Source organism: Arthrobacter sp. TWP1-1, assembly GCF_049897845.1.
Classification (GTDB): Bacteria; Actinomycetota; Actinomycetes; order Actinomycetales; family Micrococcaceae; genus Specibacter.
Genome location: NZ_JAFCXC010000010.1, coordinates 62738 through 83895 on the forward strand (window position 1 = coordinate 62738; position 21158 = coordinate 83895).

General features: G+C 56.7%; 16 protein-coding genes. 13 read left to right on the forward strand and 3 right to left on the reverse strand.

Going from position 1 to position 21158, the window contains the following annotated elements; all coding sequences use genetic code 11:
- Both ACP7B9_RS15305 and ACP7B9_RS15310 read left to right on the forward strand, forming a co-directional pair.
- Positions 1 to 2004, forward strand: a complete 2004-nt coding sequence (locus tag ACP7B9_RS15305) for an ATP-binding protein (protein WP_425864763.1) — start codon at positions 1 to 3, stop codon at positions 2002 to 2004.
- A gap of 945 nt (positions 2005 to 2949) precedes the next feature.
- Complete coding sequence (locus ACP7B9_RS15310; protein WP_425864764.1) at positions 2950 to 3882, forward strand: hypothetical protein; 933 nt, start codon at positions 2950 to 2952, stop codon at positions 3880 to 3882.
- 1170 nt (positions 3883 to 5052) lie between these two features.
- Here ACP7B9_RS15310 and ACP7B9_RS15315 read toward each other — a convergent pair.
- Positions 5053 to 5937: a DNA-processing protein DprA gene (locus ACP7B9_RS15315; protein ID WP_425864766.1), complete on the reverse strand. Its 885-nt coding sequence runs from the start codon at positions 5935 to 5937 to the stop codon at positions 5053 to 5055.
- A gap of 1168 nt (positions 5938 to 7105) precedes the next feature.
- On the reverse strand, positions 7106 to 8299 hold the full coding sequence (locus tag ACP7B9_RS15320) for an AI-2E family transporter (protein ID WP_425864767.1): 1194 nt from the start codon (positions 8297 to 8299) through the stop codon (positions 7106 to 7108).
- 337 nt (positions 8300 to 8636) lie between these two features.
- Here ACP7B9_RS15320 and ACP7B9_RS15325 point away from each other — a divergent pair, with 337 nt between their 5' ends.
- Both ACP7B9_RS15325 and ACP7B9_RS15330 read left to right on the forward strand, forming a co-directional pair.
- Entirely contained in the window at positions 8637 to 9473 is an 837-nt protein-coding gene (locus tag ACP7B9_RS15325) for a MerR family transcriptional regulator (protein WP_425864768.1), read from the forward strand.
- Between the two features lie 128 nt (positions 9474 to 9601).
- On the forward strand, positions 9602 to 9958 hold the full coding sequence (locus tag ACP7B9_RS15330; RefSeq protein ID WP_425864770.1) for a nuclear transport factor 2 family protein: 357 nt from the start codon (positions 9602 to 9604) through the stop codon (positions 9956 to 9958).
- A 48-nt stretch (positions 9959 to 10006) separates the two neighbouring features.
- Here ACP7B9_RS15330 and ACP7B9_RS15335 read toward each other — a convergent pair whose 3' ends face one another.
- Positions 10007 to 10741, reverse strand: coding sequence for a FadR/GntR family transcriptional regulator (locus tag ACP7B9_RS15335; RefSeq protein ID WP_425864771.1), 735 nt, complete (start codon positions 10739 to 10741; stop codon positions 10007 to 10009).
- Between the two features lie 190 nt (positions 10742 to 10931).
- Here ACP7B9_RS15335 and ACP7B9_RS15340 point away from each other — a divergent pair, with 190 nt between their 5' ends.
- From ACP7B9_RS15340 to ACP7B9_RS15380, 9 genes are all read left to right on the forward strand, one after another.
- Positions 10932 to 11477 carry a gluconokinase gene (locus ACP7B9_RS15340; RefSeq protein ID WP_425864773.1) on the forward strand — a complete coding sequence of 182 codons (546 nt, stop codon included), beginning with the start codon at positions 10932 to 10934 and terminating at the stop codon, positions 11475 to 11477.
- 64 nt (positions 11478 to 11541) lie between these two features.
- Positions 11542 to 12945 (forward strand): GntP family permease, encoded by a 1404-nt coding sequence (locus ACP7B9_RS15345; RefSeq protein WP_425864774.1) that lies wholly within the window; start codon positions 11542 to 11544, stop codon positions 12943 to 12945.
- A gap of 341 nt (positions 12946 to 13286) precedes the next feature.
- Positions 13287 to 13976: a nucleoside/nucleotide kinase family protein gene (locus ACP7B9_RS15350; RefSeq protein WP_425864776.1), complete on the forward strand. Its 690-nt coding sequence runs from the start codon at positions 13287 to 13289 to the stop codon at positions 13974 to 13976.
- Positions 13977 to 14052: 76 nt separating this feature from the next.
- Entirely contained in the window at positions 14053 to 14937 is an 885-nt protein-coding gene (locus ACP7B9_RS15355; RefSeq protein ID WP_425864778.1) for an ABC transporter permease, read from the forward strand.
- A gap of 116 nt (positions 14938 to 15053) precedes the next feature.
- Entirely contained in the window at positions 15054 to 15971 is a 918-nt protein-coding gene (locus ACP7B9_RS15360; protein WP_425864779.1) for a carbohydrate kinase family protein, read from the forward strand.
- Positions 15972 to 16636: 665 nt separating this feature from the next.
- Positions 16637 to 17809 carry a toll/interleukin-1 receptor domain-containing protein gene (locus tag ACP7B9_RS15365; protein ID WP_425864780.1) on the forward strand — a complete coding sequence of 391 codons (1173 nt, stop codon included), beginning with the start codon at positions 16637 to 16639 and terminating at the stop codon, positions 17807 to 17809.
- A gap of 293 nt (positions 17810 to 18102) precedes the next feature.
- Entirely contained in the window at positions 18103 to 18609 is a 507-nt protein-coding gene (locus tag ACP7B9_RS15370; RefSeq protein WP_425864782.1) for a hypothetical protein, read from the forward strand.
- Positions 18610 to 19006: 397 nt separating this feature from the next.
- On the forward strand, positions 19007 to 19327 hold the full coding sequence (locus ACP7B9_RS15375) for a nucleotide pyrophosphohydrolase (RefSeq protein ID WP_425864784.1): 321 nt from the start codon (positions 19007 to 19009) through the stop codon (positions 19325 to 19327).
- Entirely contained in the window at positions 19314 to 21056 is a 1743-nt protein-coding gene (locus ACP7B9_RS15380; RefSeq protein ID WP_425864785.1) for a DNA/RNA helicase domain-containing protein, read from the forward strand. The genes ACP7B9_RS15375 and ACP7B9_RS15380 overlap by 14 nt, the downstream gene beginning before the upstream one ends.
- Positions 21057 to 21158 lie beyond the last annotated feature (102 nt).

Here is a 21158-nt window from a genome sequence, read left to right on the forward strand (position 1 = left end):
GTGGGTATTCGAGTGAAGCGGCTGCGTTTGGCTGGAGCATCGGAGACAGCACCGCCGTACGAGGTGTCGTTCCAACCAGCCGGTGCGAGCGAGGGGTATCGGCCAATGTCGATCATTGCCGGTCCGTCGCTTACGGGGAAGACGACAATCGTCGATTTCATTGCATACTGTCTCGGTGGTAGCCACTTGCCTCCACACGATGAGGTGCGACTAAACGTGCGGTCGGCCTTGCTGGACGTAGACCTTGACGATGCGCCGACGGTTATCGAACGCTCCGCTGCTGGATCAGCGTCAACTTTCGCTACGGCGTGGAATGCGACCCTCGAGAGCATTGATACAGCCGCTGAACGTCGCTTCCCCATCGAGCCGACTGGCGACCCCGACGGACTATCACAATTCGTCCTCGCCGCTTCCAATCTTGACGGGATCCGGCTGTCGGACTCCGTGGTGAAGGAAGACACTGGGTCTGCGATGCTTTCGATCCGGGATCTATTCAAGGTGATGATTGTTCGGAACGAGCGACTAGATTCCAAGAGCCTGGTCTACGAGAATGACCCGCACATGGTGGCGCAGAAGTACCGCCAGACAATAGAAGTAATGTTCGGCGTGTATGACAACGAGGAGTCGGTCCTCGCTGAGCAGCAGAAGCGCGTCACGCAACAGCGGAACAAGGAGCAGGCGCGTCTTGAGGCACTCAAGATCACCGCTGATCGCGACTATCCAGACGGGCTCGGGGCCTTGCAACAGATAGTCGACCAACTGTTTGTCCAGCTCACAGCACTTGGCGTGCAGCTACAGTCACTTGACGCGCAGCGACGCAGCACGGAATCAGCTTCAGTCGATATCAGACAAGCGCTCGAAACTGCACGTCGCGCCGAATCGGAGTCTCGGATCCGGGTTCGGGATCGAGAATCATTGCTCGACCGACTCGATGCGCTTCGCATGCAGTACATTGACGACCGGCGCAAACTTAGTTTCCTGCTTGACGTTGACAACCTGTTTGACCCACTTCGTGTCACCGTTTGTCCGGCATGCTTCCACCCGCTCGAAGTGGCGCCGTCGGTTGACGATGGAACTTGCTCCCTTTGCCACCACGTGGCTGATGAGTCTCATCCGGCAACTGCTTCCAGCCACGAACGGATATCGCCTCTCGAGTTGAACCCGGCGGCGGAGCGTAGCTCGCTTGTTGCGAGCGAACTCAGGGCAGTGAATGCTCGGATCAATAGCCTTACAGATTACATGTCGCGGCTGACCACCGATAGGGACACGCTAGTCCATAACGCGGACCAGGCCACGAGGCATGCAATTGACGCGGCGCTGGCAGTCGACGAGATCACCGAGAGCCCTGCCCCATGGCTCGCATTGCGGGACCGAATAACCAATGACATCACCAGCACCAAACTGGCGAAGCAGGCTGCGGAAACTGGGGTGAAGGCATGGAAATGGGTTGAAAAGAGTGAGGTGCTCGTTGCTTCTCTGCAGGCCGAGGTCAGTGGCTTGTCACAGCGGCGACGCAAAGCACGACCTGACCGCGACCATATTGTGCGACTCCTGTCTGACCGATTTGCGGCGATCCTCAAGGACATGGGTTACCCGAAACTCAGCAACGCGTACATTGACTCGAATTTCATCCCATACGTCCGTGGACTGGAGTACACCAATGCGAGCAGTGGAGGTCTTGTGGTCATTGCCCTCGCTTGGAACCTCGCCCTATGGGAAGTAGCCTTCGAGCAGGATGCCGACGCGCCCGGCCTCCTGATCATCGACAGCCCGCAAAAGAACCTGGGCCATAACGCCCGTCCCGGTGACGACTTCGCTGACGCAACCTTGGTTGACCGGTTCTATGCGCATGCAAAACACTGGCTTGCGACAGAAGGGCAAGGTGCCCAACTCATAATCGTGGACAACAGTCCGCCCGAGTCCCTCTCAGACGATGTCGTGATCCGCTTCACCCGACGCGTGGACCACTATCCGTATGGGTTGATAGCTGATGCCGTCAATTGAGCGCGAGGCAACGTAGCAATTGGTGCTGTATCTAACTCATTAGCCAGTCATTCAAAGCCCATTGGGGCTCATTAAAGTGATGTCGCATTGGGTCGGTCTGCATGCAAGCAACGCAATGGCACGCGCGGAGGGAGCCGCGGATACCACGCAAATTAGCGTCCATGTTCGTCACGACATGAATAGAGAACAGTGCATGAAGGAACCAGATGAATGGGGGCATCAATGAACAGGCGGCAATCGGCTGTGGACTGGGCAGCAGAAGCCTATCGGGGCGCGAGTCTCGAGGACGAGATGCGAGTACTCCCGTTGAAGGTAACGGCAGGATTGAGTGACGTGTTGAGGGGCGCCGCTGAAGCCACGGAACGTGCTGTTGTTCTGTCCCGGGTTGAGGCGTATAGAGACAGGTCGCTTCGTCGGATTGAGGCAGCTCTACGTGTCTTGGACTGTGCGGCAGCGCTTGATTTGAAGGCGTTTGACGCGGCTGCATCAAATTCAGCTGCGTCCAAGTACGTGAGTAATGCCGGATTGAATCGCTTTGTTTGGATCCTCGCAGTTGGCGGGAACGGGTTGGATCGGAGTGCCGAAAAGATACAAGAATTCACTGACGCCTGCGGCGCATGGTTGGCCACGTCCGAAATCATCTCGAGTTTGAGCGATTTGGATTCTGACTTGGAACTCGGTCTCCGCCATAGTTCTCGGCGAGAAAGCAGGCGAAGGACAGCGGCGGTTGTGGTTCATTTTCGATGGGCTTCGGAGCTATTTTGCACATCTATGGCTGCGGAAATCGAAAGTAACCGCGGTAAATACGGCGAATTGGGATTTGTTACGAAACGAGCCGTTCGAGACCTGTTCAAATGGGTTGAAGCATATGTAGAACAACTGGAACGGGCGGCTGGAGGCGAAGTGTGCGGGAGGTTGCCGTCACCGTCTGCTCACGCTAGTCCCTTGGTTGACGCATTGACGCTCCGAGGCGGAGATTACTGGGCTGGGCCAGTCCTTCCACTGATGACATCGTTGGACATCGAGGCTTATCCATTTGTCGAGATCGAGGGCCTTACCCGGCCCGTCGCTTTTCGCGAGGCTACATACGGCGTGGAACTCGCACTTTTGAATTTGGCACGCCGAAGACTTGCGGACGATAAGGACCGGTCGGACCTCTTCGAGGAGGCCGTCAAGCGATCTCTCACCAAGATCTTGCCGCACGGAGTTGAACTTCCGTATGCCTCAACTTTTATTCCAATAGCTGGAACTGAGAACAAGGGGGAGACGGACTTCATTTTCCGTGATCCAGTAGCTGGGACATTCATTGGTGAATGCAAGGCCATGACCGCGGTACATGCTCCAGATACCGTAATCAACTCCTTTACTGATCAGGTCGGGAAGGCGACGAAGCAGCTTAGATTGCGCATGAATGCAGTGAAGAATGGTGGCGCAGTGATAGTAGATGGGATTCCGTGGACCGCACCAGCAGACGATGTCTTCGGGATCGCCGTTACGATACATTCCTACGGGGGTGCGGTTTGGAACCATGAGTGTCTTCCTTACGCTGAGGGCAGCCACCCAAATATTGCGGTCATGCCGATCCACCAGTTGCTCGTCGTGGTGAGGGCGATGGGAAGCGCTAGTGACCTTGCTGAATTCATCAGGTTTCGTAGCGCATTGCTCGACATGAACATTGAACTCCAGGACGAGTTGGACATTCTTGCGGCTTTCGTTTTCAGCGATGCTGCGAGGATTCGCGCCTTGGTCGATGATGCTCCTCAACACGGAATGAGAGTAATTCGCGCATACGGGGTCGACCTCAATGTCTCTTTGAACGACACCATGCCAACAAACGCTGAAGCGTGGCAAAATAGGCTGAAGCGGACGCTTGTTTAGAATGTTGAGCTGTGCTCTCGCCCCTCAAGATTGACTTGGTTTTTCTTCGAGTCAATTAGGTCCGGGGCGGAACCAGAGGCAACAGTGTTGTGTATCAGGCCATGAAGCAGCCAGTCGAGATAGCCAATCGATTGAGTGAAAGCACACGTGCTCATCTTCCGCCATCTGGCTGGCGGATAGGCTCGGTTGGTACCGGTAGTCCACGATCTAGCGAGATTACACACCAACTACATGGACTACCGGTACCAAATAGGGCTATCCGCCAATATGGCCAACGGGAATTGGGATTTATGGAGAAAAATGCGAGGTGAGCTGGCGGTGATCGAGTGTCCTACGGGCACGCCCCTCGCGTTACGGGGCACACTTCGATGCTGTAGCGAGTTGGCAGTGCATTCATCGTCAGATAGCTGTCGGTGTCGGCCCATCCGGGGCTAAGACACCGTCCCATCACCAGGATGGTAACCTCCGCGGCCCCAGCGGCCTTCAGTGCCATACTCACCGATTGGGCGTTACTTCCGGTTACCCAGGTGTCCTCTAGGACAAGCACATGCCTCCCGAGTACCGGGGCGCCCAAGGGCGGGCCACCCTCCTCTGGAGTTTCCCCCGGCGGGCGTCCCGTTTGTGGTTTACCTACTGTGAACACGGACTGGCGCAGGACCCTTTTCGGTATTCTTGCCGCGGCGTCGGTATCACACCCCACAGTGAACGGAATAAAAGGTGCCCTTATAGGCAAGAATCGCGTGAGGCTGAGCAAAGGGTGATCCACCCGGCCCTTCGTGGACGGCACCGGGACGACCCCATCGATTGGGCGGGAGCTCAGACCCTGTATGCAGTCCCAGTGATACCGGCTCACTAGATACAGTAGACATGCCTGCCGTATCGCCAGAGGACTGTCGATTCCTTGCTGCTTGTAAAACTCTAGATCGACGTAGCCTTGTTCCCCCTTCACGGCATGCGTCAGCACCACCACCCGGTCGGCCATGCCTGGCTGTCCGTGGTGCTCACGGCATCTGTTGCATAGACCTCCGCCCGTGACGGGTGTAGAGCAGACCGGACAGAACCCAATCCCGAAGAAGCTGCCCTGTGCAGGCAAAGCAGCAGCGACAGGATTCCTGCAAATATTGGCAATTTGGGCCAGATACTGATTATCCGCGACGTCAAATTGTCGCATTAGGCGATCATCCGCGGCAGGGCCGGGTGTGTAGCCTGCTGGGCAAGACGCAGCGCGTCACGTTCGTCGCGCGCGACAAACACGTTGTTTAGGGGGTCTGCAGCGAATTGGCGGCCCCATGTGGTTCCGTCTGCGACTGAGGCAGAGAGGATCACAGGACGTCCGTGCTTGACTGCTTCGCGCACCTGATGGCGGGTCCCAGAGGACTCGCTTGCCTGCACGACAATTGTGACGGCGCTGTAGCCGGACATGACTGTGTTGCGCATTGGGAAATGGTGCCGCGCTGGGCCATCGTCCGGCAGGAATTGGGAGATTAACAGGCCCCTCTCGGCCACCTGCTGCTGAAGGCGGGCGTTCGCGGCAGGGTAGTGGTTTCTGATTCCGGTGCCGATGATCCCCACGGTGCGACCTCCAGCCTCGAGGGCGGCGGTATGCGCGGCGGAGTCGATCCCTGCGGCGAGGCCACTGACGACGGTGACGCCGTTGGCGCTCAGTTCGTGGGCTATTGCGCGGGCCGCTTCCAGCGCCCATGGGGCAGCGTTCCGGGAGCCGACAAGGCTCACGCCGAAATCACGAGTCCCTGCGGGCATCAGGGTGCCACGGGCGAAGATGTACAGCGGGCAGTTGTGTATGTCATGCAGCTGTGCAGGATAGGCCGAGTCGAGGACCGTCAGGAACGAGGTCCCATCTGATTCCCACTGTTTGATGCGGTCTCGGGCCGCCTGTCGTTGGTCGTCTGCGGCAGATCCGGCGCGATCTTCGAGGAGTTCGCTGTAGGTTCGATCGGTGGCGGCCAACCTCGCTTTAGACGGAGTCAGCGGGTCTGGCCCGACGAGCAGCGCGACAAGGGAGGTCCGCTCTTTCTCTATTGCAGAGGGATTCATGACGCTCCTTTGGGGATTTGGGGAATGGGGGTGGACGGGCTACTTCTAAGCTTAGAGGGTTTTGCGGATCGCAGGTTTGCCCTGCTCAACCTTTCGTATGTTTGGCTGAGAAGAATGAGAGCAGTATCAGTTTCCACCAGTGACTATGCGCTAACTACCTGTGAGTGATAGTTGGCGTGGCTGTTTGAATTCGTGCATGGGCAGCTCGACAGTGTTGAACGTGACTGCCCGGACGCTGGGTAAAGCGTATGGCATTTCAGCTGAGAATCGCTGGCTAGCCGCTACTTTTGGTTGGTTGTGAGTCGTGAGATTCAGCTGCTGAAGGTGGTCCGCTGAGAACAGTAACGGGATCTGACCGACTCATTAAATACTCATTAAATTGGGTGGTAAGCGGTGGATCTTCAGTACCATGTATTGTCATGCACATGCCTCGGCAACGAGGGTCAGGAATGGTTTTTGACAACTCGTATTGGACGATAGAGGCGACAGCGGGGGTCATCGGTTCGAATCCGATAGGGGGCCCAACATATGAGTGGGCCCAGAAAGCCCGGATTTACAGGGTTTTTGGCAATGACGAGACGGGTATCCGTCTCGTCATTGCGTGTTTAAAGGCCAGCGGCGTTAGAACGCAAAGGTCCTCGGTTCGAATCCGGCAATGGGAGGGGTAGTGCCGCTGATCTGCGGTTTTAGCATGGGGGAATGACCCGTGAGCTGCCATTTCGCCCGAACTCATTAAAAACTCACTAAATTGATCCCGGCCCGTATCGGGTTGGCCCGTCCTGAGGCGTCCTTTGGCGATGTCCAGGCTCGGCACATCACGTCGTCAGACAAAGAGACTGCCCACCGTCATTCCACTGCGGCGCGCAACAATCCCGGCGGTCAGGAGGCCCATCTGGGGCCGGTTCGCGGAGTGATGCCGCGTGGCATGAACACGCACACTTCAGGGAAAACCTTGCGGTTCTCGCTAGACAGAACGGAGCCGACTACCGAGCCATCACGGTGCGTAGTGTGGATCAGCGCCGAAATCGTCCCAACACGGGCGTAACTAAGTTTCGAGTCCCATGGCCGCATCACAGGTTTGGAACCTGAGATCTCGGTGTAGATGGGCCTAACGTCAATGCACTTGCAGCCGGCAACTGGAAGCAAATTACCGGTGGATCGTGGCGCGCTAGTGCTTGGTTCGCGTCGGGATCGCCTCGGTGTCACGGCCGGTCCAGATCTTGACTATGGCCCACGCGACGGCGGTCAAAGGCACGGAAAGCGCGGCGCCCACAAGGCCGGCCACAACGGTACCTATTGTCAGTGCCAGCAGGATGACCAGGGCATGCAGGTTCAGGGCTTGTGCCATCACGACGGGCTGCAGGAAGTTGCCCTCAAGCTGATTCACCAGGATGACCACACCGAGCACGATCAGTGCGACAACTGGGCCGTTGGCCACTAACGCTACGAGCGTGGCAATGATGCCGGCGAACGTTGAGCCGACCATCGGGATGAACGAGGTAATGAAGACGATGACCGCAAGCGGAAGTGCTAGTGGTACCTGCAGGATCCATAGAGCTATGCCGATGCCCGCGGCGTCAACGAGGGCGATGATGGCCGTGCCGCGGATGTAACCTCCCAGCGTTTCAACGGTGCGTGTGCCGCTGGCCCGCCACTTGGCCTCGTGGCGGCCGGGTATCCATGAAAGGAAGAATGCCCAGATCTTGTCGCCGTCTTTGAGGAAGAAGAACAAGATCACTAACAGCAGAACCAGCCCGGTGAAGAAGTTTCCGGCGGCGGACAGCCCGGTCAGGGCGCCAGCGCCAAATTTGCTGCTGGTGAGGAAATCCGTCACGGCAGTCACGCCGTCGTCAATCTGTTGCTGGCTAATCTGCAGCGGCAGGTCTTTCACCAGGCCTTGCAACTGTTGAAAACCCTGGGCCGCTTGGTCAACTAGGCCGGACCACTCAGCTCGAACGGCGAAGACTATCCCCGCACCCACGCCGCCGATGACCACCAAAGAGCCCAGAAACACGGTCCAAGCGGCGAGCATGGCGGACATGACCTTGCGCGCCAACCGCACCAGAGGCCACAGAGAGCTGGAGAGAATCAATGCGATCAAAAGTGGCAGCACGGCGAGGCTAACCTGAGACAGCCCGAAGACTGCCACGCCGGCTAATGCCAAAACGAGCAGCAGCTGAGCAGCCCGGATCGCAGTGCGTCCAAGCGGGTTGGACCACAGTAGCGCCACACGGCTGGCAGGTTCCGCCAATGTGTATGACGGATCGGGGTGGTTGCCATTTGCCTGTTGGGCGACGTTGTTCAATGGCACAGCTGATACGGGACCGCGGGCGGCACGTCTGCGTAGGGGACTAAGTCTCATAGTTTCCACTCTAAGGCCTCGATTACCCACAGGGCGGTTCCCCTGCGGGCACGTAGCGGTGGCTAAGCAGACTGCCGCAATTCTTCTGGTCGGTTGTGGACAACGATCTTTCGTTACTCAACCAGCTGACGCTCGCGATTGATCAGAAACTGCTTTCAACTTGAACCCACCATCCCTAAGTATCTCGGCGGTATCGGGCTTGACGGTCGTCGCCGTCGGCCGCTTTGATGGGCACTGCTTGATGAGAACTGATTGAGGACGGCCAGGCACCTTTTACGGGCCGGGGCGCAGATCACCCGTTGGGGGTTCCCCTATATGGAAGGTTGATAATGGGTTTATGGCGATCAGCATGTCCATTGGTGACTTCTCACGAGCAACGCTCTTAAGCGCGAAAACGTTGCGTTTTTACCACCAAGTGGGCCTTCTCGATCCAGCTCGGGTTGACCCCTCGAATGGGTACCGCTTTTATGACACGGATCAAATCAACCAGGCCCAGGTCATCCGTCACTTTCGGGCCTTGGACATGTCGGTCGAGACAATTCGAGAGTTACTGGCGGTGCCCAGCATTGCCGACCGCAACGAGCTGATCGGGATGCATCTGAAAAGGATGGAAGCCCAACTTGAAGAAACCCGCTCCGCCGTAGCCTCTCTGAGAAACCTTCTCCAACCGTCCGCGGATCAGCTCGAGGTCCGTCACATCAGTGTTCCGCCCACGCCTGCAGTGGTAGTCCGCGACATCATCAAATTCGCTGATCTAGGGGTCTGGTACGGCAATGCCATGAACACACTGACCGCGGTGATTGAAACTACTGATCTGCAGCCCGCGGGCCCGCGTGGTGGGATCTGGGAGACAGAGCTGTTTCTTCACGAGAAGGGTGAGGTTGCGCTTTTCTTCCCGCTTTCAATGTTCGACGGCGGGCTCCCACACCCCGGTCTCCCTTACCCCGGTCCTGCGCAGATCGAAATGCTGCCGGCCGTGGATCTGGCAGTGGTTAGACACCAAGGGCGGGATGAAACGGTCGCCGAGGTATATGCGGCACTTGGGAGCTACGTTGCCCGTCACGAGATCGGTGTAGACGGCCCACTTCGGGAGTCGTACATTACCGAGCGCACTCCGGAAACGCCGGAAGCCATTACGGAGATTGGGCGGCCCATCTTCCGCACGGCCCGCTAGGCGGAATGAGCCGATACTTGACTCTCCCCTTACGGGAAGGGGGAGAGTGAAAACATGAGCACTTCAACGCAAAAAACGTCATCTACGTTGAAGAGCCAACAAGCTATCCCCATGAAATGGAGTTCACCATGACCGAATCCTTCACACGCTACGACCCCTTGATCTTGCCCGCGCCGGTGGTCACCTTCCTAGATGCCCATGACGAGAAGCGATATGCCGAGGCCTCGGCCACCTTCAGCCAGGACGCGACCGTGATCGACGACGGGAATACATACGAGGGGATCGATGCGGTCAGCGCATGGCTCCAGAAGGCCGCCAGTGAGATCACCTTTACGAGCATGCGTACCGGACAAATGGTCGACGACGAGATTCATCCCGTCGTGCAGATCCGGCTGGAGGGGAACTTCCCGGGCGGGACAGTCACCCTCCGCTACCAGTTCGAACTTCATGTTGGTTTGATCAGCAGGCTGGCCATTGAAATTTAGCCCGCTCAAGTAACGCAAGCCATCCTGGCAAGCCCATTACGGGCGGAGTCAGCGCAGCCCCATCGCGTTCCGGACTTCGTCTAGGATGTGGTGGACGGCGGCCTCCGCCATCACAGCGTCACCGCGGGCCACTGCCGCCGCAGCATCCTCATGGGCCTGCAAGGCTTCGTTCCGCGGTTTGAAAGGCATCAGGCCCTGCTTGGTTCGGCTGGTGAGCACCTCGGCCACCATGCCTTCGAGCGCCGTGAACATCTCATTGCCGCAGCTTCGGAGCAGCAGGCTATGGAACTCGATGTCCACCGTCAGGAACGCCTCGAGTTCGCCGGCTTCGCCCAGCCGCCGTAGCTCTGCAGCCAGGAAAACAAGCCTGGCCCGTTCCTCGGCGCTCGCCCGGCGGGCAGCGCCGGCAGCAGCAATAGGCTCGACGGCGATGCGCAGCTCTGTGAGGCTGCTGTACTGAATATCGCGCCGGACAGAGCCCAAACGCCAGCGCACCAGCTTGGGATCAAAGACATTCCATAGCTTGCGCTCCTGGACTACGATGCCCACTCGTCGACGCGAATACACCAGGTTCATGGACTCCAGGACCTTCACAGTGTCCCGCGAAACGGTGCGGGAAACGCCGTACTCCTGCTGGAGACCCTCAAGAGTCAGCCGGCTGCCCGGGGGAAGGGTCCCTGCAGCGATGGCGGAGCCAACCGCCTCGAGAACGCGTTCGTGCATGGCGGGGGAGGCCCCGCCGTCGTGCGCGTCATCCGCGTCTGGTACTGTCGCCTTCGACATTTTCCCTGCTCTCCTCTGCACTTGCGCGCTCCTCGATCGTACCGACAAAATTGCAAAGGTATGACTTGTGACACTCAAAGGTAGTATCTATTGACCGAAATGGTGATACCTTATTTTCAGCGCACTTCGTTGTGAGGTTCGCGACAAACTTTCTTCACTCGGCCAACGGCGTCTTCTTTGGAGTAAAAACATGCAGTATTCAGCCACACACCTGGTGGTGATGGGCGTTGCCGGTTCCGGCAAGTCCACCATTGCGGCAGCTCTTTCCCAGCACCTTGGCTGGGCCTGTGCCGAAGCGGACGAGTTCCACCCGCAGTCCAACATCGACAAGATGACCCAGGGTATTCCCCTGCAGGACGAGGACCGCTGGCCCTGGCTGCGGGAAATCCAGGGCTGGATGACCGCCCAAGCAGATGCCGAGAAGAGCACCGTGCTCACCTGCTCCGCGCTCAAGCAGAGCTACCGTTCGCTGCTTTCCGAAGCAAAGGGCCGTGTCCTGTTCATCCACCTCGACGGCGGCGCCGAGTTGATTGGCGAGCGCATGCAGGGCCGCGAGGGTCACTTTATGCCGCCCACGCTCCTGCCGAGCCAGCTGGCCACCCTAGAACCACTGACCGCCAACGAACTTGCCGCAGGCAGCCTTCGCCTAGACATCTCCAACTCCCCGGAGGAGATCGTCGCCGCCGTGTTGGCTGGCCTCACACTTCCCGCTCAGGCTGAGCTCAGCTCCTGCTGAGCCCGGCCACCAAGCTTGTCTAGTATTTCCCCAATCCTCAAGTAGTTCAGTTCAAAGGAGAACCATGGTCATCGAAGGATGGACCCAAACGCTAGGCGCAGCACCTCTGCTGATCATCGCGGCGGCATCGATCGTCGTATTGCTGTTCCTAATCATCAAGCTTCGGATGCATGCACTCGTCGCCCTGATCGTGATCAGCCTCCTCACCGCATTCGCCACCGGAATCCCCGCCAACCAGGTGGTTCCCGTGTTGGTCAACGGGTTCGGTACAACCCTCGGCACCGTGGCTCTCCTCGTAGGCTTGGGCGCTATGCTTGGCCGCATCGTTGAGACCAGCGGTGGCGCCAAGGTACTGGCCGACTACCTGATCGGCCTGTTCGGCGAAAAGCGTGCCCCGTTCGCCCTTGGCCTCGCCTCCTTGATCTTCGGCTTCCCCATCTTCTTCGACGCCGGCCTGGTAGTTATGTTGCCCGTCGTGTTCGCCGTGGCCCACCGCTTGGGCGGGGGAGTGCTGCGTTACGGCCTCCCCGCCGCCGGTGCCTTCTCCGTGATGCACATCTTCCTGCCGCCGCACCCGGGCCCGGTTTCCGCCGCTGCCTTCTTTGATGCCAACATCGGCCTGGTCCTGATCGCCGGCCTCATCACCGCCATCCCCACTTGGTATGTCACTGCCTACCTGTTCGGCCTGTGGACCGGCAAGAAGCTGGTCCTCCCGGTTCCGGCAATCCTGGGCCAGGCCAGCGCCGATGCCGAGTCGCACCCGCCGCGCTTCCGCACCATCATTGGCCTGTTGCTCCTGCCGCTGGTCCTGATCTTCATCAACACTGGCCTGAACACCCTTGCGTCCTCCGGTGTGCTGTCCGAAGATGTCAAAAAAGAGCAGTGGTTCCAGATCCTGCGCACCATCGGTGAAACCCCGGTTGCCCTGCTGATCGCCGTTCTGGTTGCCGTGTTTGTCCTGGGCACCCGCCGCGGCCAGAACGCTGGCGCCATCGAGAAGCTGCTCGAATCCTCGCTGGGCCCGGTTTGCTCGGTCATCCTGATCACCGGTGCCGGTGGCATGTTCGGTGGCGTGCTCCGCGCCTCTGGCATCGGCGCGGCACTGGCCGATGTCCTGGGCGACCTGGGCATTCCGCTGATCCTAGCGGGCTTCCTGATCGCCGCCATCCTGCGCATCGCACAGGGTTCCGCTACCGTTGCCCTGACCACCACCGCTGGCCTCATCGCCCCGGCCGTGGCCATCGCCGGTGTGAACGGCATGCAGGTTGCCGCCCTGGTTATCGCCGTGGCAGCCGGCTCCGTGGTGGTCTCCCACGTCAACGACTCCGGCTTCTGGCTGGTTGGCCGCTTCTTCGGCATGGACGTCAAGACCACTCTGAAGACCTGGACCGTCATGGAAACCCTGATCGGCGTCATGGGCTTCGCCATCGCCGCGGTCATCTTCCTCCTGGCCGGTGTAGCTGGCTAGCGCAGTACCTTCAGCCTCGGCTGATGAAGTACGACGGCGGGGCGTCCAGAGAAATCTGGGCGCCCCGCCGTCGTTGTACCCCTGGGATATCAAGCTGTGGAGACGCCGTTGAGCTCCACCATAGGCGTATCGGTAGATCAGACTGCACCAATATGCCTATGCATAATGGTTGATCAAGGAATACCGTTGCCGCCTTGGCAAGCTAACATCAGTCGAGGTTGTGACAATAAAAATGACCCCTCAGCCGGCCGCCAAAATTTCAGCCCAAACTGTCGACTAGAGCAGGCCCAGCCTTCTCGTTGGTAGTCGTTCTGGTTCAGGCAAGAGTTAGGAAAACGACGATGAACGCTCCTTTGCATATGCGGTGGGATGACCGTGGGCAGCAGTCGTTGCTTGCCCGGGCCGAGACGCTTATCCAGGCCCCGGGGCGTTCCATTCTTGGTATCGCTGGCGCCCCTGGCGCCGGTAAATCGACCATCTCTGAATGGCTCCTTGAGCACCTACTTGCACGTTATCCGCGCCAGGTCGCACTCGTGCCAATGGACGGATACCATCTGGCTCAATCGGTGCTCGAGGCCCGTGGACTGGAGCACCGAAAGGGAGCCCCGGACACTTTTGACGGTGTCGGCTATGTGGCGATGCTGACTCAGATACGGGCGCAAACCACTCAAGAGTTCTATGCGCCGATCTTTCGACGGGACTTGAATGACGCGATTGCCGGTGCAGTTCCAATCCCACCTGAGACTCGGCTTGTTATCACCGAGGGCAACTATCTGCTTTTGGATGAAGCCCCGTGGAACAATGTTGCCGGCCTCTTGGATGAGACGTGGTTCGTGGAGCTCGATCAGGACGAGCGCCTGCGTCGACTCACGGCCCGCCACTTGATTTTCGACAACGACGCTGCCATCGCCGAGAGGCGTGCAACAGGCAACGACGAAAACAACGCTCGGCTGGTGGCCGCTGGAAACCACCGGAGCACGCTTGTCATAGAGCACACGCCCTCAGTTGTAACGACTGGATCTGGCGAATAACAGTCAGAATCGAAGTGCGGCGAAAATTATTTCGCCGCACTCTGACCTCAACAGTGGTCCTAGCTGGCACCGCGATATGTGCGTGAGAGTCAGGGCCGCTGTCCTAACGAGGTGTCAATCAAACCTTGGTCAGACCTCTTCCCTAATTCCAAGTCGTTCCGTAGGCGCCATCGTGTCACTCTGCTGCATCGTTTTTGGCTACTCATATGGAATCTGGGATTTGGGGCTCTTCCCGGCCATGGTGATTACCGCCATCGCCGGAGCCGTTTGTGGTGCCATCAACGGATTCCTGGTCGCTTACATAGGATTCCCGCCATTGATCGCAACGCTCGCCACGTTCTATGCGTTCAAATCGCTGGCGTTGGTCGTCAGCGGACAAAAACCCATTAGTACCGTACAGATTCAGGACTTCTTCTCGGCAGCCCAGTCTGTGGAGATCCCCGGCATCGGCCACAGCCTGCCAAATGTGCCGCTGGGCATCTTTACCTTCCTCATTCCCACCGCCCTGCTCGCCTGGGTGCTGCTGAACCGAACCACGTTCGGACGCAGGCTGTACGCGCTCGGAACAAACGACGTCGCCGCCAAGTGGGCGGGCGTGGACACCCGCGCCAATCGAATGATGGCCTACGTGATCGCCGGACTGATTTCCGGCCTCGTGGCCATCGTCATCGTCGCCCAGTTTGCCTCCGCGCGGCCGGACGCGGGCGTATCTGGAAACGGCTTGGCCCTGCCCGCAATTACCATCGCGGTGCTCGGTGGAGTCGCCATCACCGGCGGGATCGGCAGAGTATCTGGGATCTTGCTAGCCACCCTGCTCGTCGTTTGGCTCAATGATGGCATCCTGCTGGCGTTCGCCGGCAACGAAGGCACCCAGTTCCAGCTGCTCGCCCTCGGCCTGCTGCTCATCGGTGCCTCCCTCCTGAACAACCTGACACGCAAGAAGTTCGGCGTCCTGCACTAAATCGCACCATTGCGGCGGATCCCTATGCAAGGGCTCCGCCGCGGGTGTCCCACTCGACCACCGGCGGGCGATGAATTCAACTTCCGCCCGCTGACCGCAACTTGAAAGTACTTACGATGAATCCTTCTGCCGCAGCTTCCGACGCTTTCGACGTAATTGTGGTCGGTGAAGCGCTAATCGACGTAGTTCATGCCAATGGTGTTATCTCCGAACATCCTGGCGGTTCGCCGGCCAACGTAGCCTTTGGCCTGGCACGGCTCGGAATGTCTACCGGATTCCTCACCGCCATCGGGAACGACGCTCACGGTACCGCTATCCAAAACCACCTCGCGGGCGCCGGCGTCACGCTTCTGCCCGGATCGCAGTCCATGGCCACCACATCAACAGCCACGGCAACACTGGCCGACGACGGATCTGCCGGTTACGCTTTTGACCTCACCTGGGACTTGGGATCAGCTGCAGCCGCATACCAGCCCAGGCTTCTCCATGCCGGTTCGATTGCGAGTTTTCTCGCCCCGGGAGCTGCAGAGGTTAAGGCCATCTTGGAAGCATGTGCTGGAACCAGTACCGTCACCTACGACCCGAACATCCGGGCGGATCTGCTCGGTAGCCACCACGAGGCCCTCTCCATTTTCGAAGAGCTCGTGCCTCTCACAAACGTTGTGAAACTCAGCGATGAGGACGCGGCATGGCTCTACCCCCACAAATCACCTGAAGAGACCGTACAGCACATACTCGCGCTCGGTGCCGATCTGGCAGCAGTGACCCTTGGAGCCAAGGGCTCGCTGTTGCTCACAGCGGACTCGGACGTCAACGTTCCCGCTGTACGGTCTGTCGTTGCCGATACCATCGGTGCCGGTGATTCCTACATGGCCGCACTGATCTTTGGGCTACTCACCAAAAGTACCAACGGCTGGACACCTTCCGTCCTGGAATCGCTGGGCCGGATGGCTACCACGGCGGCTGCCATCACCGTCCGGCGGCCAGGGGCCAACCCGCCCTCTCTCGCCGAACTACAAAATAGCCTCGCCTAGTCGTAACAGGCGTCGGTCTTCTTGAGCGTCATGTCAGTGCTCTTCTGAAGCTACTCGAACCCCATCCCACAGATTTCCGGGTAGAAGCGGGACGCGCTTGGGGGTGTGCCGTAGTCGGACGGTCGTTCCGACCGAGTCACACAAAACTCATCCATTTGAAGGCCCAACGACCACTATTTAGTATCTTGCATTGTTGTAATACCGTCGTACAGAAAAAGCCACAAACGACCTATTGGCAGGTCTAAATCGACTGCTGTTCCGCAAGCGGGGGTCATCGACTCAAGTCCAATAGGCATCCAGAATGCCCGGAAGTATCGCTGGTCGAGCTTGTCGCGACCCGGTTTGATTGGCCCTGATAGGGGCGGCTAGGCGTCCTTTAGCTCTCCACTCATCGACCTGCATTTTCAGCGGTAGCCACCTTGTCGGTGGAGGTTGCAACCGCTGCGGCAACTGGCTGGAGGTGATCCCAAAATGCCGACGAATATTGGAGCTCTTATCGACCGCCTGTACCTGCTGTCGCAAGCCTTGGTAGGGGCAGAATGACGGTTTGAAAAGAAAATAAATCACTAAAGTATTGAGTTATTTTCATTCTATCCTTTCCAACATTCGCAGCACCGATGCAATTGGAGGGACCCCAACAAGCCAGACTCTCGTATAGTGTATATATGAGTGAAATTGCGGCGAAAGCCTTCCTGAGCTATGCCCATGCCGATAATGAACGCGAGGGCGGTCGCATAACTCATCTGGCGGACTTGATCCGTTCAGAGTTCGAATTTCTAACTGGCGAGACGATAGAAATCTTTGTTGACTCGGCAGAAATTCAATGGGGACAGGATTTTCGGGCTAGGCTCGACGAGGCAATGCAGAGCACGACTTTTTTCATTCCAGTGTTGACTCCTACGTACTTCTTGAGAGAAGAATGCAGGAAGGAAATGGTCCAATTCGTGTCTTCGGCTACGTCATTGGGGCTACAGGAACTCCTGCTGTCGATCCGATACGCCCCGGTCCTCGAACTGTGCGAAGGAAGTAGTGATGAGCTCAAAGATATCGCTGCTCGAATGCAGTTTGAACCATGGGATGATGTACGCCTTCTTGACGAGGCATCGTCACAATATCGGACACGTGTAAATAAGCTTGCGACCCGTCTGGTTCAACTGACTCGCGACCTAGAAGCACGCCCTGTCAGTCTCGCTTCCGGGGTAAGAAGCATCAAACCGGGACCAGTAGATTCTAAAATAATTCCGGGGGCGATCATCTCCGTCTCGGATAGTCAACCCGATTCTGGCGAAGAGGACGAAGACGCCCCCGGCTTTCTCGAATTAATGGCTGACTTTCAGCCAGCGACAGAAGAGTGGATACAGACTCTTTCCTCTTTCGAGGCGGCTATGAATGATTTTAGCGGTCATTTTAGTGAAGTCTCCGTGAAGATGAGCGAAGCGAATAAGAAGCCGAACCCGTTTGCTGCCAAAATTGTTTTAGCACGAAAACTTGCAAGCGACGTTGCCCTTCCGCTTGAGGTCATGGAGAAGATGTCTAAAGAATTTTCGACCGGATTACTTCGAATTGATCCAATAATTAGAGTTGTTCTGGAGAAGTCTAAGGTTGAAGAAGATGAAACTGTGAAATTGGAGGCAGTGTCTGGCATTCAAGGGTTGGTTGTCTCCTCGCGAGAGGCGATGGCCTCCATCGCAGGTGCAGCCGATTCTGCAAAGGCTAACTCTGGCATGAGCCGTGATCTTCGGCCAATCCTTAGAAGGTTTGAAACAGCGCTCAGAAATGTAGTTGATGGCCAAGACATAATTGAGGGGTGGGTTCCGCTCATCGACAACACTCCGTAGCGGTCGAAGGCCGTCAAAACGTCGTTGGTGTCCATACGTAGGCTCGGACCAAGAGTAGTCCAAAGAGGCTAGTTTTCTGGCACGGTCAGTTGTTTTTCACAGTTTGGTCGGTTGATTCTGATAGACAAACCTTGGATGCCAGGCGTGTGAGGCATGAGGTGAGAACATACGAGTCATCTTGAATTCGTGAAGTAGGAGAGGGCTCACTCCGGAAAAGGCTAATAGAAATTTGGTCCTGGATCGTCAAACCCTGTTAGATGAACTGCTGGAGTACAATTCGATTGGGAGTTTTAATGTCTTTATCTACACAAACGAGAAGTGTTGCGGCGCTGGTCACCGCGGGGCTGATTTTTCTAACGGGTTGTTCCTCAAGTGAGCCGTCCCCTGCGAAACCTCAACCGTCCGTTGAGGAAAGCCTAGTTTCACTTCAGGACGTGATCGATTCCCACAGTTATCTTTCCGATGATGACTGCAACGAACCCACGACGAAGAGGGTCTCTGAAATCTTGACCGTACAAGTACTTGAATGCGATGTAAAACCGATACTAAAGCTGGTAGCTGTAGTCGGCGACACGACTGAAGGGTTCAGCTCAAATGTCGATCGATTCAAGGGGTCCGCACAGGCGATGGGCAAAAATTGGATGGTTTCCGTTTTCCCTAGCGAACTTGCCAAGTCGGACTATGCGATTTCTGGAAATGACAAGACAGAACTCGAGGCCGAAGGAATCGCTGAGAAACTAGGTGGTTGGGTTGAAGTCAGCCCGAACTTGAGTGACTTCTATTCCAGTGCCAACAACTAGTTCGTCGGCTATGTATTGCCACGCCAAGCTGTGTTGACACTGAAATTTTCATCCAACTGTGTGAAACGACTTTGCAAGGCCCCGATGGACGCACGCTTGCAGATTGAACTGAGTGGTCGGCTAGCTATTTTGCTGCATTTTGATTCGGGACGCATGGTGGCAGTTTTGCCGGCGCTCCGTGGTTCGTGGTGAATTCCATTGTTGTCCTGGATGATTCACCACGAACCACGGGGAGTCGACAAAGAGGGAATATTTCTTGAATACTCTCCTTTCATGGCTCTTCCCTGTTGAACCTTCAATTTTCTCAGGAAAGCGCAAAATTGCTATTTCTAGGAGTGATACGGGATCAAGGATCCTCCGGGAGAGCCTGTCCCGTGGGGCATGCTACGGTGAAATCATGTCTGATGATTCTCTGATTGTTGCCCTGCGAGCGTTCGTCTCAGAACGTGAATGGGCCCAATTCCATAGCCGCGCAAACTTGGCGAAATCAATCTCGATTGAGGCTGGCGAGCTGCTTGAATGCTTCCAGTGGAATGATGAGTCAGATGCGGAACGAGTTGAGGCGGAGTTGGCTGACGTACTGACGTACGCATACTTACTTGCAGACTCGCTAGGGCGCCATCCGGATGAAATCGTGGCCAAGAAGCTGCAAGAGACTCGTACTAAGTACCCTGTCGAGAAAGCTCGTGGGCGGAGCACGAAATATGACAAGCTTTAGGATCGAGCGGCGAAACTTTACAACCGACGGAATCGATGACCTCAGCCGGGCCGGGAATCAATTCACCAATTGGCCAGTCGTCTACACGCTCAATGATTCAAATGAAGTGTATGTTGGCGAGTCGCTAAGTGTGTCTACCCGCATGCGTCAACACCTGAAATCAGATGCAAAAGCGGGCATGCAAAGGATGCATCTTGTCATCGATGAAACATTCAACAAGTCCGCTTGCCTCGACCTAGAGTCTTTTCTGATCCGATTGTTTGCTGGCGAGGGCCGCTACCAAGTTGTGAACGGAAATGGCGGAGTTACAGACTCTGACTATTACAACCGCCAGCAATACACTGCATCATTCGACGAAATTTTTGAAAAACTTCGCGCCGAGGGATTGTTTGAGCGGAGTATCCCGCAGATACAGAACAGCGATCTTTTCAAGTTTTCCCCGTTCAAGGCGCTCAACCCTGATCAAGCCGCTGCGGTCAGCGACATATTGGACGGGCTGCTTTCGGCCCTTGAAATTGGTACATCAAGCACCATCGTCGTACAGGGGGATCCTGGTACAGGGAAGACGATTGTTGCCGTTTACCTCATGAAGCTACTGAGGGACATCAACGCCTCAGTTGATGGCGAGAATCTTGACAGCGACTCGATCTTTTCCGATTACTTCCAAGAGGGTAACCGTGATTTTCTCGTCGATCTCAAGATCGGTCTGGTCATTCCCCAGCAATCATTGCGATCTTCGATCAAAAAGGTCTTCAAGAAGACGCCGGCCCTTGAAGCGTTCATGGTACTTAGCCCCTTTGAACTTGGAAATAACGGCGAAAAGTATGACTTGCTGATTGTGGACGAAGCACATCGACTAAGCCAGCGCGCTAACCAACCGTCGGGACCTCAGAACAAGAAGTACCGAGAAATCAACGAGGAACTTTTTGGAAAAGATGATTTAGAGCTCACCCAACTTAATTGGATCCTCAAATGTAGTGACCATCAGATCTTTTTGGTGGATTCGGCGCAGAGCGTCAGACCAGCAGATCTGCCCGAACACGTATTGACTTCCCTGCTTGAAAAGGCGAAGGGTGAAGAACGATTCTATAGACTACGTTCACAAATGCGTGTCCAAGGCGGTGCCGATTATATCGACTACGTGCGGTGTCTCCTTTCGCCAACTCCGCCCGAACTGACGCAGTTCACCAACTATGATTTCAGGTTGTTCGACAGCCTCGAAGCCATGCAGATGAACCTGGATCTGCGAGAAACTAAAAGTAAACTTGCGAGACTCGTTGCTGGGTACGCGTGGGAATGGAAAACGAAGACTGACCCAAGTGCTTTCGATATCGAAATTGACGGGTGCAAGCTTCGCTGGAACCGGACCCAAACCGACTGGGTGAACTCATCGACTTCGACTGAAGAAGTCGGCTCTATTCATACTATTCAAGGCTATGACCTTAACTACGCGGGCGTGATCATAGGGCCGGACCTTCGTTTCGATCCGGTTGAACAACGCATAAAAGTCGACCGGGCCAACTATTTCGACAAGAAGGGTAAGGAAAACAACCCAAAACGAGGCCTCGTGTACAGCGACGATGACCTCCTTCGTTACATCACGAATATTTACGCGGTCCTAATGACGCGGGGGATTCTGGGGACGTACGTCTATGTCTGCGACCCGCACCTTCGCGAATATCTTCGCAAATACATCCCACCAGCCGTTAGTGAGCTCGCTAATAGCTAGGACTTGACTGTGATCCTGATTCCGGTGGTGTCTTGATGGTCAGCAGAGCCTCGTTGTTGGCCCTGTATCTCTGGAACAGAAGCCAAAAAGCTGTAAATGGCA

Coding starts and splice junctions, on each gene's coding strand:
- ACP7B9_RS15315 (WP_425864766.1), bottom strand. CDS start 5,937: ATGAATCCCTCTGCAATAGAGAAAGAGCGGACCTCCCTTGTCGCGCTG.
- ACP7B9_RS15320 (WP_425864767.1), bottom strand. CDS start 8,299: ATGAGACTTAGTCCCCTACGCAGACGTGCCGCCCGCGGTCCCGTATCA.
- ACP7B9_RS15325 (WP_425864768.1), top strand. CDS start 8,637: ATGGCGATCAGCATGTCCATTGGTGACTTCTCACGAGCAACGCTCTTA.
- ACP7B9_RS15330 (WP_425864770.1), top strand. CDS start 9,602: ATGACCGAATCCTTCACACGCTACGACCCCTTGATCTTGCCCGCGCCG.
- ACP7B9_RS15335 (WP_425864771.1), bottom strand. CDS start 10,741: ATGTCGAAGGCGACAGTACCAGACGCGGATGACGCGCACGACGGCGGG.
- ACP7B9_RS15340 (WP_425864773.1), top strand. CDS start 10,932: ATGCAGTATTCAGCCACACACCTGGTGGTGATGGGCGTTGCCGGTTCC.
- ACP7B9_RS15345 (WP_425864774.1), top strand. CDS start 11,542: ATGGTCATCGAAGGATGGACCCAAACGCTAGGCGCAGCACCTCTGCTG.
- ACP7B9_RS15350 (WP_425864776.1), top strand. CDS start 13,287: ATGAACGCTCCTTTGCATATGCGGTGGGATGACCGTGGGCAGCAGTCG.
- ACP7B9_RS15355 (WP_425864778.1), top strand. CDS start 14,053: ATGTGCGTGAGAGTCAGGGCCGCTGTCCTAACGAGGTGTCAATCAAAC.
- ACP7B9_RS15360 (WP_425864779.1), top strand. CDS start 15,054: ATGAATCCTTCTGCCGCAGCTTCCGACGCTTTCGACGTAATTGTGGTC.
- ACP7B9_RS15365 (WP_425864780.1), top strand. CDS start 16,637: ATGAGTGAAATTGCGGCGAAAGCCTTCCTGAGCTATGCCCATGCCGAT.
- ACP7B9_RS15370 (WP_425864782.1), top strand. CDS start 18,103: ATGTCTTTATCTACACAAACGAGAAGTGTTGCGGCGCTGGTCACCGCG.
- ACP7B9_RS15375 (WP_425864784.1), top strand. CDS start 19,007: ATGTCTGATGATTCTCTGATTGTTGCCCTGCGAGCGTTCGTCTCAGAA.
- ACP7B9_RS15380 (WP_425864785.1), top strand. CDS start 19,314: ATGACAAGCTTTAGGATCGAGCGGCGAAACTTTACAACCGACGGAATC.